Raw genomic sequence first — 13,104 nt, forward strand, 5'->3', positions numbered from 1 at the left:
ATCGGTCGAGGGTCGATATCGGGGGGTACGGATCTCCTCCTGCGACCGTTCCCGCCAGCCGCGCATGCGAGTGCAAATTTCAGTACGAGGTGTTGAGACATGGCTACCGAGCAGAACATTCTCCGCGAGCTTTTCGTCACCGGCTTGAAGAATGCCCATGCCGTCGAAAAACAGGCATTGTCGATCATGACCCCGCAAGTGTCTCGGATCGAAAACTACCCCGAGGTGGCTGACCGGCTGCGTCTGCATATCGATGAGACGAACGGGCAGATCGGGCGACTGGACGAGATACTGGCCGAATTCGACACCAGCGGTTCCGCGCTCAAGGATCTTGGGTTGAGCATGTCGGGTGGCATGGCGGCGATGGCGCATACCGTCGCCGGCGACGAGATCATCAAGAACAGCTTCGCCAATTACGCGTTCGAGCATTTCGAGATCGCGTCGTACAAATCCCTGCTCGTTCTGGCGCAGGATGGCGGCTTCAGCCGCGCCGTACCGTTGCTCGAACAATCGCTCGGGGAAGAGGTGAGCATGGCGCAGTGGATCGATGAAAGCCTGCCGCTCGTAACCCGACGCTATGCCTCGCTCTATGCCGAAAGCGGATCGTTCGGCGCCAAGGTTTGAGCGTCGATCCGGGGCGCGGGCGACGCTATCCGGCGCGCCCGACGCCGCGGATCATCGACCATCCCGCCAGCATCAGCGCGACGCCGGACGCCAGAAACACGTAATCCCAGATCGATTGCCCGGCCCGTTCGTAGACGTGGTGAAGGTTGAGGATGTGGTGGTTCACCAGCCCCTCGATCGCGTTGAACAGCCCGAAGCCGAGCAGTGTCGATCCGAAGAGCGCCCTGCCTGAAAGGAGCGTGCCGGGGCATTTGACGGCGCGCCACAGCAAGACGATCCCGACGGCCGTCGCGCTCCACACAACGACGTGGAACAGCCCGTCCCACACCATGTTGATCTTGGCCCCGACCAACGTGTCGGTGGGTATCCGCGCGGACAGCATATTGTGGATCTGCAGGATCTGGTGGAACACGATGCCGTCGATGAAGCCGCCCATGCCGATGCCGATCGCGATGCCGGCGGTCGTGAGCGGTCGGGTCGTGCCGGCGGGCGCAGTCATCCTCCGGGCCTCAGGGCAGAAGCTTGCGGATGAGGCATGTTGCCGCGACGAGCAGCGGTACCGGCGCAAGCAACGCCGCGAGATTGCCCAGGAAGTCCGGTCCGAAGACTATGGCGCGGACTTCCTCGCCGATCTCACTGTGACACAGCGTACAGGCCCAAGCCGGTGCCGCCGACATTCCAGTGAAACCGGCGGATGAAAGCGCAACGAGCCTCACCCGCAATCGACGACGCGTGTTACGATCGGTCGCGGGGCTAGGCATCTCCGTCGGGTGCCGCCGTGCCGGCAGGGCCGGGGCCGCCATGCTGGCCGAGTGGCCCGCCGCCGCCAAGCTCGCCGTGTGGCGGTGGCGTACCGCTGCCCACATTCCGTCCGGCATCGCCACCAACGCTCTCGCCGCCGGTCGGTCCGGCGGCGGGGACGGGCGGTCCATCACCCTGTCGCGCGGCATCGGCAAGACTCCCGTCGGACGTGCCGAGCAGCGCGGCATCCGTGGCGACATCGTTCCCCGTCCGTGCGGCGAGCGTATCCGCCGGTACGCCTGCGCCATCGGTGGCGCCGCCGGACGGGTCGCCGGCACCGGCAATCGTTCCGCCGCCGCTTCCGCCACCCGCATCGCCGCCGCTTTCCTGATCGATCCCGCTCATCGCGGACTCGTTCAGACCGTCGCCTGCCGTGTCGTCCTGCATGATGATCATCTCCGCACATTCGCCCGACGCGAGGTTGGGGCTGCCTGCATGCCGGTGCTTCGGGATTGTTACTAAAGCGGCGGCAAGACCTCGTCCCTGATCCAGGCTAACGGCACGTCACGTCGCCTCCGCTTCGCGTCCGGCATAGGCATGAAACTGCCTAATCTCTGTTTGCTTACAGTACGTTAGGCCAGTGTCTCCCGGAACCGCGCAAAAATGACATCGTTTCTATCGCTCCCAACCGGAGCACGCGCCGTGGCGATCAAACTGAAACCCCTTTCGGAACAAGTAATGGTAGTCCTGGGCGCGTCGAGCGGCATCGGGCGCGAGACGGCGCTCAGGGCCGCACGGCAAGGCGCACGGGTGGTCGTCGCCTCGCGCAACGAGGCGGGGCTCGCGTCGCTGGTGGACGAGATCACGGCGGCGGGCGGCAAGGCGGCCTATGTCGCGTGCGATGTCACCAACGAGGCGCAGGTGCATCACGTCGCGCGCGATGCGGCGGCCCGGTTTGGCTGGATCGATACATGGGTCAATGTCGCGGGCGTGTCCGTCTACGCGCTGTTCGAAGATACGACCCCCGACGAATTCCGCCAGATCATGGAGGTGAACTTCATCGGCCAGGTGCACGGAGCACAGGCTGCATTGCCGTTCCTGCGCGAACGCGGCGGCGCGCTGATCTCGATCTCCTCGGTCGAGAGCATCGTCTCGCTGCCGCTGCACAGCGCGTATAGCGCGTCGAAACATGCCGTCGAAGGCATGATGGATGCGCTGCGCCGCGAAATGATGGCGGCGGGCGCCCCGGTATCGGTGACGAGCATCAAGCCCGCTACGATCGACACGCCATTCTTCCGCAACGCGCGAAACAAGCTGGACGTGATGCCAAAGGGACCGCCGCCGGTCTACGAACCCGGCACCGTGGCGGAGTGCGTGCTGTACGCGGCGACGCATCCGGTCCGCGATCTTTTCGCAGGCGGCGCGGGCAAGACGATGGCGTTGAACCAGATGGTCGCCCCGAAACTGATGGACGCGGTCCTGGCGAAGGTCGGCATCCCTGCCTCGAAGACGGACCGTCCCGCAGCGAACGGCCATGACGGCACGATCTATTCGACCCAGGGCGATGCCTGCACGCAGGGTGACCTGAAACGGCGTGCCCGGCCCAGCCTGTACACCTGGCTGGAGCTTCATCCGGCGGCGCGAGCCGTGGCGGGCGGGGCGCTGGCCGTCGGGGCGGCGGCATTGTTGCGGCGAAGGGGCGGCGATGCGGCGCAACCCGTTGTCGATCCGATTGACGATGCCGAGGACGCCGACGACGGCGATGCGACCGTCAGCGTGTTCGTCGCCGAAGCCGCCTTCGCCGATCGCGAACCGGCCTCAGGCGATACGATCGTCGGGTATCAACCGGTCCGCCCCGCGGGCCCAGATGCGATGCGCGATCCTCCGCAGCGCGAATGGACGAAGGTGGATCAGGCGTCGGACGAATCGTTCCCGGCGAGCGATCCTCCTTCCTATTGACGCGCCCGGTGACGGAGGACGCCATGACGACGCCAGAAAAGATCACGACCGGACCGAATGATCGCGCGATCGGACAAAGCATCGCGGGGACCGGACCCGGCATACCCGACGAGGCGCGCGGCCCCGGCGAAGAACTGCCCGAGCCACCCAGCGACGAGGATGTCGCGCGGATCGCACGCCTGCTGGACGCGCCGGTTACTGAAGCGGATTCGTAGCTTGCGACAGAAGGCATCCCCGCCGATCGAGGCCGCCCTGCGCTTAACGGTCCGGACGGCGCGATGGCGGTCCGACATACCGGACCCGCCCCTACACGCGTAAGATCCTGATCCGCCCCTCTATCGGCGGTTCAGCGATTGAGCGACGCCATCTGGGGCGCGGCATATCGCGTCCCTTCGGCTGCGCCCTTCGGCACCGCGCCGTCGATCCTCGCCAGATCGTCTTCCGTCAGTGTCACGTCCAGCGCGCCGATATTCTGGTCGAGATAGGCGATCCGCTTCGTTCCGGGGATCGGCACGATATCGACTCCCTGCGCCAGCACCCAGGCGAGCGCCAGTTGCGCCGGCGCGCAACCCTTCTCTTCCGCCATCGACCCGATCGCCGCGACGAGATCCAGGTTCTTTCGAAAGGCATCGCCCTGGAATCGTGGGTGATTGCGCCGCGCATCCCCCGGCTCCAGATCATCGGGAGAGGTATATTTGCCAGTCAGGAAACCCCGGCCGAGCGGGCTGTAGGGCACGAAGCCGATGCCGAGTTCGCGCACCAATGGCAGCAGTTCGTCCTCCGGATCGCGGCTCCACAATGAATATTCGGTCTGCAATGCGGTGATCGGATGGACCGCATGCGCACGCCGGATCGTGTCGGGCCCCGCCTCCGAAAGGCCGAGATACCGGACCTTCCCCGCCTGCACCAGATCGGCCATCGCGCCGACCGTATCCTCGATCGGCGTCTCCGGATCGACGCGATGCTGGTAATACAGGTCGATCACATCGAGCCCGAGCCGCTTCAGGCTGGCGTCGCACGCCGCGCGCACGTAATCCGGATGCCCGTTGATACCCTGAAAGCTTCCGTCCGCGCCCCGCACGTTCCCGAACTTGGTCGCCACGACGACCCATTCGCTACGCTCTCGAACCACCTTGCCGACCAGTTCCTCATTGGCGCCGACGCCGTACATGTCGGCGGTGTCGAGGAAGTTGATCCCGGCATCGAGCGCATGATGGATCGTTGCCATCGACTCCGCGTCGTCGCGCGCGCCGTAGAAATCGCTCATCCCCATGCATCCCAGCCCCATCGCCGAAACTTCGAGACCCTGACTGCCGAGTGCGCGCATCTTCATCGTTCATTCTCCGTATCGTCGGGGCGCGAACGAGCGGGCGTGCCTGTCCGTTGCGAGACCCTCAAATAATCGGCAGGACTATCAGCGGAAATTGTCGGCATAGCTTTGCAGCAGCAGCTTGCGGCGCGTCGGTTCGATGACCGTGAATTCGTGGCCCTCGCGCCGGCAATAGTCGATCGCGGACTCGCGGCTGGGGAATTGCACCTGGACCTGCGATACCGGATCGGCGCCGCCGGCCCATCCGGTCAGCGGATCGGCATGTTGCGGCCGATCGGTGTCGAACTGGACGACCCAGCCCGGCCGCCCCCGCTGAAGGATCGGACTGGCCAGCGACGGACGCTGGAAGATCAACGCGCGTGGCATCGGGCTCTCCCTGGTTTGCGATCAGGTACGTGCAGCCGTCAGGCGCGCTTCGGCGAGCGCGAGGCGCCGCTCGAGCGTCCGGCGTTCCGCGTCCTGCGGATCGTTCCGGAGCGCTTTCTTCAGGCGATAGATATCTGCCTCGATGATCCAACGGTACATATCGGCCTCCATGGGGAAGACGAACGCTATTCAAATCACTGTGTGGGCTGCAATCAGCTAGGTTGTTACAGTGGGTTAATGGGCATTTCATCGCCACGGCCTGATCGTCCAAATCCGGGGCGGGGGATGCCAACGGTGGCGGTGGCGTGGGCCAAACAGGCTGCCGTTCCCGTTTCGGAACGCCTGCACGCCAATCGTATGAAAAGTATGGCGTAAACACTTTATAGCAGGTTCATCGAACCTTATGCGCAGTCCGGAGTTTGGCGGAGCGGTAGGTGGTCTTCCCGCTGATTCCGGACAGCGAGGTCAAGACACGACGTGGACGATAACGAACGAGACGAACACCGGGATGTCGAGGGCGGCGGGCAGAGTTCCGGCGTTCCGGCGAAGGGAAGCGCGGACGTGGGGGCGCGCGAGCCGATAGAGACGCGCGGCCTACATCACTGGCGCGAGGCGACGATCACGAAGCCGGGGCTGGACGATCGCGGCGACGTGTTCTTCGCGGCGATCGAGATGACGCGGATGCCGATGATCCTGACCGACCCGCATCAGCCCGACAATCCGATCGTTTTCGCCAACAAGGCGTTCCTGGATCTGACTCTGTACGAGGAGTCCGAGGTTCTCGGGCGCAACTGCCGCTTCCTGCAAGGCGCGAAGACGGACCGCGAGATGGTTGGTCAATTGCGCGATGCGGTGGCCGAGGAGGAATCGGTCGCGCTCGAGATATTGAACTATCGCCGGGACGGGACACCGTTCTGGAATGCGGTGTTCATCGGTCCGATCTACGATACGTCGGGCAAATTACTGTATTTCTTCGCCAGCCAGCTGGACGTCACGCGCCGCCGGGAAAGCGAGAAGGCGTCGGCCAAGGCGCAGAAGATGGAAGCCGTCGGGCAATTGACCGCGGGGCTTGCGCACGATTTCAACAATCTGCTGCAGGTCGTGAACGGCAATCTCGAACTCGCCGGCGGGCGCGTCGAGGACGAACGCACGCGGCGCTATCTGGAACGCGCCAAGGCGGCGGCCGAACGGGGTGCGCGGCTGACCGGGCAGTTGCTGGCCTTCGCGCGCAAGACCCGGCTCGACCCTCGCCCAGTGGATGTCAGCGCGTGCATCAACGGCTTTGCCGACATGATGGAAACGGCGATCGGCAAGCAGGTGGATCTGCACCTCAGCCTGCGTCGCAACCTGCCCAGGGCGATCCTAGATTCCGAACAGTTCGAGATGGCGGTACTGAACATCGCCATCAACGCGCGCGACGCGATGCCCGATGGAGGTGTGGTCGAGCTGGCCACGGGGAAACTGCACCTCAACGGCGATGCCGCGGCGCGTGGACTGGCGCCGGGCGACTATATCTTCATCGAAGTGAAGGATGAAGGCCACGGCATGCCCGCCCACGTCGCCGAACGCGCGACCGAGCCGTTCTTCACGACCAAACCGACCGGCAAGGGCACCGGGCTCGGCCTGGCGATGGCCTCGGGCTTCGTACAGCAGTCGCGCGGGCGGCTGGAGATCGAGAGCGATCTGGATAGCGGCACGACGGTGCGGATGCTGTTTCCCGTCGCCGATGCCGATGCCGAAGCCGAGCCCGCTATGCTGCCCGACCGTAGACCGGTGGTCGCCACGCCCGGGCAAGGCACGCCAAGCGAACATATTCTCGTCGTGGAAGACAGCCCCGACGTGCTGGCCTTGTCGCGCGAGATACTGGAGGAGGCGGGATACCGCGTCTCCACCGCTGAAAACGGGGAAGCTGCGCTCCAGCTTTTCGAGGGCCAGCCCGCCGGGACGACCGACCTGCTCTTCACCGATCTCGTCATGCCCGGCGGGATAAACGGTATCGTCCTGGCCGAGCGGCTCGCCGCGATCGACCCGGCCCTGCCGGTGCTGATGACGACGGGCTATAACGAGGATCTGGTCGCCGATGGTCCCAAGGCATCCGAACTCGATATTCTGGGCAAGCCCTATCGGCGCACCGATTTGCTGGACCGTGTCCGGCAGGCGCTGGACAGGGGCGGCATCACCCAGCGGCGCCGCCGTTCGGAATACGGATCGGCCGAGGAGTGATCGGCAGGGCCGTCCTACCGGCGCGAGACCCGTATAGCCGCCATCTTCGATAGTCGGCCTTAGGTCCGGCGAAGCGATCGTGATTGGTCATCGCGGCCACCATATGCCAGGCGCCGTCCAGACCGACATCAAGTTCGAAGCGAGTGAATCTTGCCCCTTTTCAAACCGATCCTCGCCGGTGCCACGCTGTGGAACCGGCTCGTCGCATGCCTGTGCGCCACGGTCGCGATCGCGCTGACGATCGTCATCTGCCGTGAACTGCCGTTCGATGCCGTGGACCTGCCCGTCATCGTCGCGCCACTTGGGGCATCGGCGGTGCTGGTCTTCGCCGTGCCCGCCAGCCCATTGGCGCAGCCGTGGCCGGTCGTCGGCGGTAACATCATCTCGACGCTGGTGGGTGTCACGGCCGTTCGCCTCGTCCCGGACCCGACCCTCGCGGCGGGGCTTGCGGTCGGCGGTGCGATCCTGATCATGTCGCTGCTGCGATGCCTGCATCCCCCGGCGGGGCGGCGGCGCTGACCGCGGTGATCGGGGGCCACGGCATCCAGGCCGCGGGATACGGGTTCGCCTTCGCACCGATCGGGATCAATTCTATCGCTCTGGTGTCGATCGCGATGTTCCTGCACCGCGCGACCGGCCACACCTATCCGCACGTCAGCGTTCCCGCATTGCCGTCGGCCGCGCCTTCCGGCCTGCACGCGGCGGATATCGATGCGGCGCTGGAGGACATGCACGAAACGTTCGATATCAGCCGCGACGATCTGGATATGCTGCTGACGCATGCCGAACGCCACGCCGCGACGCGCCGGGGAACATAGCTTCACCGCTCGAAACCGCCCGCCGTCGCGCCTTCGCGGACGACGGCAGGCGACGTGGTCAGTTGCCCGTAGGCGTCGCGGTTCCGGGCGTCGCGCCGTCGACCTGCCCCGCCTTGACCTGAGCGGTCGAGGCCTTCAGCGCATCGCCGACCGGCTCCGCACGTCCGCCAAGGCATTTGGACAGGAAATTCTCCGCCACCGCGTTGAACGCGATGTTGTTCACTGGCCGGGCGAAACCATGCCCCTCGTCCGGAAAGACGACATAGGTGACGGGGATGTTCTTCGCCTTCATCGCAGCGACGATCTGGTCGCTTTCCGCCACGTTGACGCGCGGGTCGTTCGCACCCTGGCCGATCAGCAGCGGCTTCTTGATCGCATCGGCATAGGTCAACGGGCTGCGTTCCTTCAGCAGCGCCTGTCCCTCGGGCGTGCCGGGATCGCCCATGCGACGATACATCTGCTGCTTGCCTGCCTCCCAATATGGCGGAATCGTCTTCAGCAGCGTGAACAGGTTCGACGGCCCGACGATATCGACGCCGCAGGCGAAAGCATCCGGCGTCATCGTCAATCCGGCGAGCGTCGCATAGCCGCCATAGCTGCCGCCCATGATCGCGACCTTGTCCTTCGCCGTCACGCCGCGCTTCACCGCCCAGTCCACCGCGTCGAGCAGATCGTCGTGCATCTTGCGGCCCCATTGCCGGTCGCCGGCCTGGACGAACTTCTTACCGAAGCCGGTCGAGCTGCGATAATTGACCGACAGAACCGCATAGCCGCGATTGGCGAGCCACTGGTGATATCCGTTGAAGCCGTAACCATCGCGCGCCCACGGCCCGCCGTGGACCAGCAGCACCATCGGCACCGGACCCGTCGCACCCTTCGGCTTGGTCAGATAGCTGACCATCGACAGACCGTCGCGCGTCGGGATGTCGATCGATTCCATCGCCAACAAAGGCGCGCCGACGAGCTGCGGGCGCGGCGTATACAATTCGCTCAGCGCCTTCGCCTTTCGATCGTACAGCCAGGTGGAGGCGGGGGCGGTGACGGGGTCGAACGTGACCAGCCACTTGTCGTCCGCATCGGTGCGGCTGCCGACGAAGAACTCGCCCTTGTTCTGGCTCTTCAGGAAAGCGAGGTCGGCCTTCACCGCATCCCCCACCGGGACATATTCGTTGCGGTGGAAATATACCGAATAGGCCTCGACCTGACCCGTCTTCGGATTGGTCAGCCCGTTGCCGACATCGGCGCGGTCATCGCTGCCGATCGTCGTGAACTTGCCCGTCGCCATGTCCTGCGCGAGCAGCGCCCGCGTGTCGCGGCCGCGCGCATCGGTCCAGTACAAGGTCTTGCCGTCCTGCGTGAAACCGATCGGCGCGGTCGAGGATGCATCCTCGTAATCCACTTTCGTGAACGGCGTCGGCTCGACCTTGTTGGCGACGACGCGGTAATAGTCGATTCCGCTGTCGGGGCGCGATTTCTCCGCGATCCGGATCTTCAGCTGATCGTCCACGACGAACCCGGCATAGCCGTCATTCTGGAAGACGGGCGTCAGCGCGCCGGTGGCCAAATTGAGTTCATGGACGTCGTGCCAGCGCGGGTCGCGATTGTTGACGCCGACCAGGATGCGATCCTTGATCGTGTTCGATACCCCGATGATCTGGACGCGCGTCTTCTCGAACGGGGTCAGCGCCTTCTGCTGGCCGCTCGTCAGATCAACACCGTACAGCAGGAAATTCTCGTCGCCGCCCTTGTCGTTGACGAACAGGATCTGCCGCGAATCCGGCGACCAGAAGTATGTACGGATCGGTCGGGTCTTCTCGGCGGTCAGCGGGCGTGCCTGATCCGGCTTGTCCACGGGGGCGATCCAGACGTTGAGCACGCCGTCGCGCGGCGCGATGAAGCCCAGCCATTTTCCGTCCGGCGACAATTGCCCGGCGGTGCGGGTAGGATTGCCGAACAGCTTGGCCCGCTCGATCAGCGGCACACCCGAAGCCGCGCTTTGCGCACCTGCATTCGCCGTCATCATTGCCGCTCCCGTCATGGCCGCCAGCCAGAGTCTCTTGCGCATCGTCACCATCCCCTGATTACGTGTGTTAGCAATACATCACGCTTCTCGGGAGTCGGCAAGCCCATTCCGGGCCTTTCGATACCGCATTCCCCGTGTATCCTTGGGGCCGTACCGAAACGCCAAACCCAGGTTAGTGTGACGGAATGTCCAAGTGACAGGCACGGCGAACCGCGATAGTCGCGGGGTGTGCAGTACGTCCGGCTCCTGATCGCGCAACGCCATATCGCCGTTGCGATCTGCGTGGCGGCGCTGCTGCTGAAACTGATCGTCCCTACCGGATACATGATCGACGCCAGTCGCGGTCATTTCGCGATCATCGCCTGTCCGGGGACGATCACCGCGCCGGCCGCGAACGCGATGACGGGCATGTCCGGCATGCATGCGGCGATGCCCGATCATGGCATGCAGTCCGATCAGGGCGGCGCGAAAGACCACGATCCATCCGGCGGTCACGCCAAGGTCGAATTGCCGTGCGCCTTTGCCGGCCTGTCCGCCGCGGCGCTCGGCGCGGTCGATCCGATCCTCCTCGCGACGTTTGTCGCCTTCGTCATGCTGCTCGGATACCGCGCCGGATACTCCCCGCCGGTCGTCCAGCGCAGCTTCCTGCGCCCGCCGCTCAGGGGCCCGCCAGCCCTGCCTTGACCGACCCGTACGCGTCCCGGCCTTCCGGGACGAACTTGTCCACGGTTCCGGCCTGTGTCGCCGGATGCCGGTCGAAGGTATTCCATGTCCCGTTCCCATGTGATGGCGTGTCTCGCCATGCCGTGCCTGACGTTTGCCGCCCCGGCAGCGGCGCAGGCGAAGTCCGAACCCACGTCCGCCCGCCCGGCCGACGCGGCGATCGTCGTCACCGGCCAGCGCGATCCGCTGAAGCTCGACGATAGTGCGCAGGCGAGCAGCCGGCTCGGCCTGTCTGTCCGCGAGACGCCGGCCAGCGTCGAAATCCTGACCCAGGCGGATCTGCAGGCCCGCGGCCTGCGCACCGCGCGCGAGACGTTCAATGACGTCGTCGGCGCCGTCGCCGGCAACGTGCCCGGCAATCCCGCCGTCGTCAGCCTGCGCGGGTTCGCCGGCAATACCGTGTCGATCCTGCAGGACGGCGTCCGCATCTCGACCTCGACCGTCGTTCAGCGCGATACCAACACCTGGCATTACGACCGGATCGAGGTACTGAAAGGCCCCGCCTCCGTGCTGTACGGCGAAGGCGCATTGGCGGGCGTGATCAACAAGGTCACGCGCAAGCCGGTGATCGGGGAACGCCGGCTCGATACGTTCCTTTCGGGCGGCAGTTTCGATACGGTCTCGGCGGCGGGCGGGGTCAATCTGCCCGTATCCCGGACGATCGCGGTACGCGCCGATGCCAGCTATCTACGGTCGAACAGCCTGTACGATGTCGATAACAACCGCACGACGTCCTCCGGCCTGACCGCCAGCGCGCTGTGGCGACCGAGCGATGCTTTGTCCGTGCTGGTCGCGGTCGATCATTTCGAGGATCGCTACGACGCGACCTATCAGGGGTTGCCGCTGATCCCCGGGCAATATGCGTTGCGACCGTCCGATGCGGTGCGATCGTCCACGGGGCTGGTCGCGGACCGGGCGTTGCGCCGCCGCAACTACAATCCGTCCGGCGCCTATTCGAACGCGATCGAGACGACAGTGCGCTCGCGGATCGACTGGGCGATCGGGAATGGCTGGACCGCGGCGCTCGACCTGACCGGCTATACCGCGGATCGTGCGTTCCTGTTGGCGGACAGCCAGACGTTCGTCGCGCCGCGACCGGCCTTCCCGATCGGCAGCTTCCGCCAGAGCTATCAGGATTTCCGCCACGACCACCGCTTCTGGAATGCGCGCGGCGTGCTGGGAAACGACCGGCGGATCGCGGGCCTGCGCAACCGGTTCAGCATCGGCATCGAACATAACGACACGGATTTCGAAAGCCTGCGCCAACAGGCACCCACGTCCGCCTTGCCCGAGATCGACGTCCGCAATCCGGTCGCGACGCCGCGGCCGACATCGGCGGCGATCTTTACGACGACCAACGTGACGTTCGATTCGAAACTGAGACAAAGCTCGATCTTCGCGGAGGATGCGCTGAACCTGACGCCCGGATGGCTGCTGGTCGGTGGCATCCGCTGGGATCACATCGCGCTGGACCGCGCGACGATCCAGAACGCGACCGGGTCGGTGGATCGCAACCGTCCGACATTCGATCCCGTGTCGTGGCGTGCCGGTACGACCTGGGATGTCGCGCCGGGGCTGACGCTCTACGCGCAATATACGACCGCCGTGTCGCCGGTCTCCTCGATCCTGCTCGCATCGATCGCCAACAGCCGCTTCCGCCTGACCAAGGGCCGATCGTACGAGGCCGGGTTCAAGGCGAGCGTCTGGAACGGCCGCCTCAGTCTGACCGGGGCCGGCTATCATATCGCGCAAAGCGATATCCTCACGCGCGATCCGACCAATCCGGCGGTATCGGTGCAGGGCGGGCGTCAGTCATCGCGCGGGGTCGAACTGACGGCGGCGATCGTTCCGGTAAAGGCGCTGCGCCTGTCGGGCGGCGCTTCCTATACCGATGCGCGCTACGACGATTTGTCCGAACTCGTCGGCGGCGTGCGGATCGATCGCAGCGGCAACCGCCCGATCAATATCCCGTCGACCACGCTCAACGCATCGGCCCTGTACACGATCGGCGGCACCGTGACGCTCGGCGGGTTCGCGCGACATGCGGGCGCGTTCTACACCGACACCGGCAACACGATTCGCGTTGCCGGCCATACCGTGTACGATGCCAGCATCGCCTTCCCGGTGGCGGGGAAGGCGACCGTCACGATCCGCGGGCGCAACCTCTCGGACGCCTTTTACGGCGAATATTCCGGCTATCCCACGACCAACGTCTATATCGGCGCACCCCGTTCGTTCGAGATCGCACTGGCGACCCGATTTTGAACGGCGGGGCGGCAATCGAGTCCCGGCCCGTG

The 13,104-nt window shown here is 65.2% G+C and carries 13 protein-coding genes and 1 pseudogene; 7 read left to right on the forward strand and 7 right to left on the reverse strand.

The window, feature by feature from the left end; genetic code table 11:
• Window positions 1-99 precede the first annotated feature (99 nt).
• Window positions 100-624, forward strand: a complete 525-nt coding sequence (locus H5J25_RS02690) for a ferritin-like domain-containing protein (RefSeq protein WP_202094503.1) — start codon at window positions 100-102, stop codon at window positions 622-624.
• 25 nt (window positions 625-649) lie between these two features.
• Here the strand turns inward: H5J25_RS02690 and H5J25_RS02695 are convergent, their stop codons facing one another.
• The 3 genes from H5J25_RS02695 to H5J25_RS02705 form a co-directional block, all read right to left on the reverse strand.
• Entirely contained in the window at window positions 650-1,123 is a 474-nt protein-coding gene (locus H5J25_RS02695; RefSeq protein WP_202094505.1) for a DUF2243 domain-containing protein, read from the reverse strand.
• A 10-nt stretch (window positions 1,124-1,133) separates the two neighbouring features.
• Window positions 1,134-1,301, reverse strand: a complete 168-nt coding sequence (locus H5J25_RS02700; RefSeq protein WP_202094507.1) for a hypothetical protein — start codon at window positions 1,299-1,301, stop codon at window positions 1,134-1,136.
• A 76-nt stretch (window positions 1,302-1,377) separates the two neighbouring features.
• Window positions 1,378-1,812 carry a hypothetical protein gene (locus tag H5J25_RS02705; protein WP_202094508.1) on the reverse strand — a complete coding sequence of 145 codons (435 nt, stop codon included), beginning with the start codon at window positions 1,810-1,812 and terminating at the stop codon, window positions 1,378-1,380.
• Between the two features lie 216 nt (window positions 1,813-2,028).
• Here H5J25_RS02705 and H5J25_RS02710 point away from each other — a divergent pair, with 216 nt between their 5' ends.
• Both H5J25_RS02710 and H5J25_RS02715 read left to right on the forward strand, forming a co-directional pair.
• Window positions 2,029-3,324, forward strand: coding sequence for an SDR family oxidoreductase (locus H5J25_RS02710; RefSeq protein ID WP_225883310.1), 1,296 nt, complete (start codon window positions 2,029-2,031; stop codon window positions 3,322-3,324).
• Window positions 3,325-3,347: 23 nt separating this feature from the next.
• Entirely contained in the window at window positions 3,348-3,539 is a 192-nt protein-coding gene (locus tag H5J25_RS02715; RefSeq protein ID WP_202094510.1) for a hypothetical protein, read from the forward strand.
• Window positions 3,540-3,670: 131 nt separating this feature from the next.
• On the opposite strand, the gene H5J25_RS02720 is transcribed toward H5J25_RS02715, so the two are convergent.
• From H5J25_RS02720 to H5J25_RS02730, 3 genes are all read right to left on the reverse strand, one after another.
• Window positions 3,671-4,657 (reverse strand): aldo/keto reductase, encoded by a 987-nt coding sequence (locus H5J25_RS02720; protein WP_202094511.1) that lies wholly within the window; start codon window positions 4,655-4,657, stop codon window positions 3,671-3,673.
• 81 nt (window positions 4,658-4,738) lie between these two features.
• Window positions 4,739-5,020, reverse strand: a complete 282-nt coding sequence (locus H5J25_RS02725) for an NADH dehydrogenase ubiquinone Fe-S protein 4 (RefSeq protein ID WP_202094512.1) — start codon at window positions 5,018-5,020, stop codon at window positions 4,739-4,741.
• Window positions 5,021-5,041: 21 nt separating this feature from the next.
• Window positions 5,042-5,179 carry a hypothetical protein gene (locus tag H5J25_RS02730; protein ID WP_202094513.1) on the reverse strand — a complete coding sequence of 46 codons (138 nt, stop codon included), beginning with the start codon at window positions 5,177-5,179 and terminating at the stop codon, window positions 5,042-5,044.
• 318 nt (window positions 5,180-5,497) lie between these two features.
• On the opposite strand from H5J25_RS02730, the gene H5J25_RS02735 reads away from it, so the two are divergent.
• Both H5J25_RS02735 and H5J25_RS02740 read left to right on the forward strand, forming a co-directional pair.
• Complete coding sequence (locus tag H5J25_RS02735) at window positions 5,498-7,243, forward strand: response regulator (RefSeq protein ID WP_202094514.1); 1,746 nt, start codon at window positions 5,498-5,500, stop codon at window positions 7,241-7,243.
• A gap of 150 nt (window positions 7,244-7,393) precedes the next feature.
• Window positions 7,394-8,061 (forward strand): annotated as a pseudogene (locus tag H5J25_RS02740) (HPP family protein).
• Window positions 8,062-8,119: 58 nt separating this feature from the next.
• Here the strand turns inward: H5J25_RS02740 and H5J25_RS02745 are convergent.
• Window positions 8,120-10,126, reverse strand: a complete 2,007-nt coding sequence (locus tag H5J25_RS02745) for a S9 family peptidase (RefSeq protein ID WP_225883311.1) — start codon at window positions 10,124-10,126, stop codon at window positions 8,120-8,122.
• A 186-nt stretch (window positions 10,127-10,312) separates the two neighbouring features.
• On the opposite strand from H5J25_RS02745, the gene H5J25_RS02750 reads away from it, so the two are divergent.
• Together H5J25_RS02750 and H5J25_RS02755 are read left to right on the forward strand one after the other, a co-directional pair.
• The gene (locus H5J25_RS02750) at window positions 10,313-10,768 is read left to right on the forward strand and encodes a hypothetical protein (RefSeq protein ID WP_202094516.1); all 456 of its coding nucleotides are present in this window, start codon (window positions 10,313-10,315) and stop codon (window positions 10,766-10,768) included.
• 84 nt (window positions 10,769-10,852) lie between these two features.
• Window positions 10,853-13,072, forward strand: coding sequence for a TonB-dependent receptor (locus H5J25_RS02755; protein WP_225883312.1), 2,220 nt, complete (start codon window positions 10,853-10,855; stop codon window positions 13,070-13,072).
• The last annotated feature ends 32 nt before the right edge of the window (window positions 13,073-13,104 follow it).

It is taken from the genome of Sphingomonas aliaeris (assembly GCF_016743815.1).
Lineage (GTDB): Bacteria > Pseudomonadota > Alphaproteobacteria > Sphingomonadales > Sphingomonadaceae > Sphingomonas > Sphingomonas aliaeris.

What these genes read in the sequence shown, in the direction of transcription:
- H5J25_RS02715 (WP_202094510.1), top strand. Translation starts at nt 3,348, where the DNA reads ATGACGACGCCAGAAAAGATCACGACCGGACCGAATGATCGCGCGATC.
- H5J25_RS02725 (WP_202094512.1), bottom strand. Translation starts at nt 5,020, where the DNA reads ATGCCACGCGCGTTGATCTTCCAGCGTCCGTCGCTGGCCAGTCCGATC.
- H5J25_RS02755 (WP_225883312.1), top strand. Translation starts at nt 10,853, where the DNA reads ATGTCCCGTTCCCATGTGATGGCGTGTCTCGCCATGCCGTGCCTGACG.
- H5J25_RS02710 (WP_225883310.1), top strand. Translation starts at nt 2,029, where the DNA reads ATGACATCGTTTCTATCGCTCCCAACCGGAGCACGCGCCGTGGCGATC.
- H5J25_RS02695 (WP_202094505.1), bottom strand. Translation starts at nt 1,123, where the DNA reads ATGACTGCGCCCGCCGGCACGACCCGACCGCTCACGACCGCCGGCATC.
- H5J25_RS02745 (WP_225883311.1), bottom strand. Translation starts at nt 10,126, where the DNA reads ATGCGCAAGAGACTCTGGCTGGCGGCCATGACGGGAGCGGCAATGATG.
- H5J25_RS02700 (WP_202094507.1), bottom strand. Translation starts at nt 1,301, where the DNA reads ATGTCGGCGGCACCGGCTTGGGCCTGTACGCTGTGTCACAGTGAGATC.
- H5J25_RS02705 (WP_202094508.1), bottom strand. Translation starts at nt 1,812, where the DNA reads ATGCAGGACGACACGGCAGGCGACGGTCTGAACGAGTCCGCGATGAGC.
- H5J25_RS02730 (WP_202094513.1), bottom strand. Translation starts at nt 5,179, where the DNA reads ATGTACCGTTGGATCATCGAGGCAGATATCTATCGCCTGAAGAAAGCG.
- H5J25_RS02690 (WP_202094503.1), top strand. Translation starts at nt 100, where the DNA reads ATGGCTACCGAGCAGAACATTCTCCGCGAGCTTTTCGTCACCGGCTTG.
- H5J25_RS02720 (WP_202094511.1), bottom strand. Translation starts at nt 4,657, where the DNA reads ATGAAGATGCGCGCACTCGGCAGTCAGGGTCTCGAAGTTTCGGCGATG.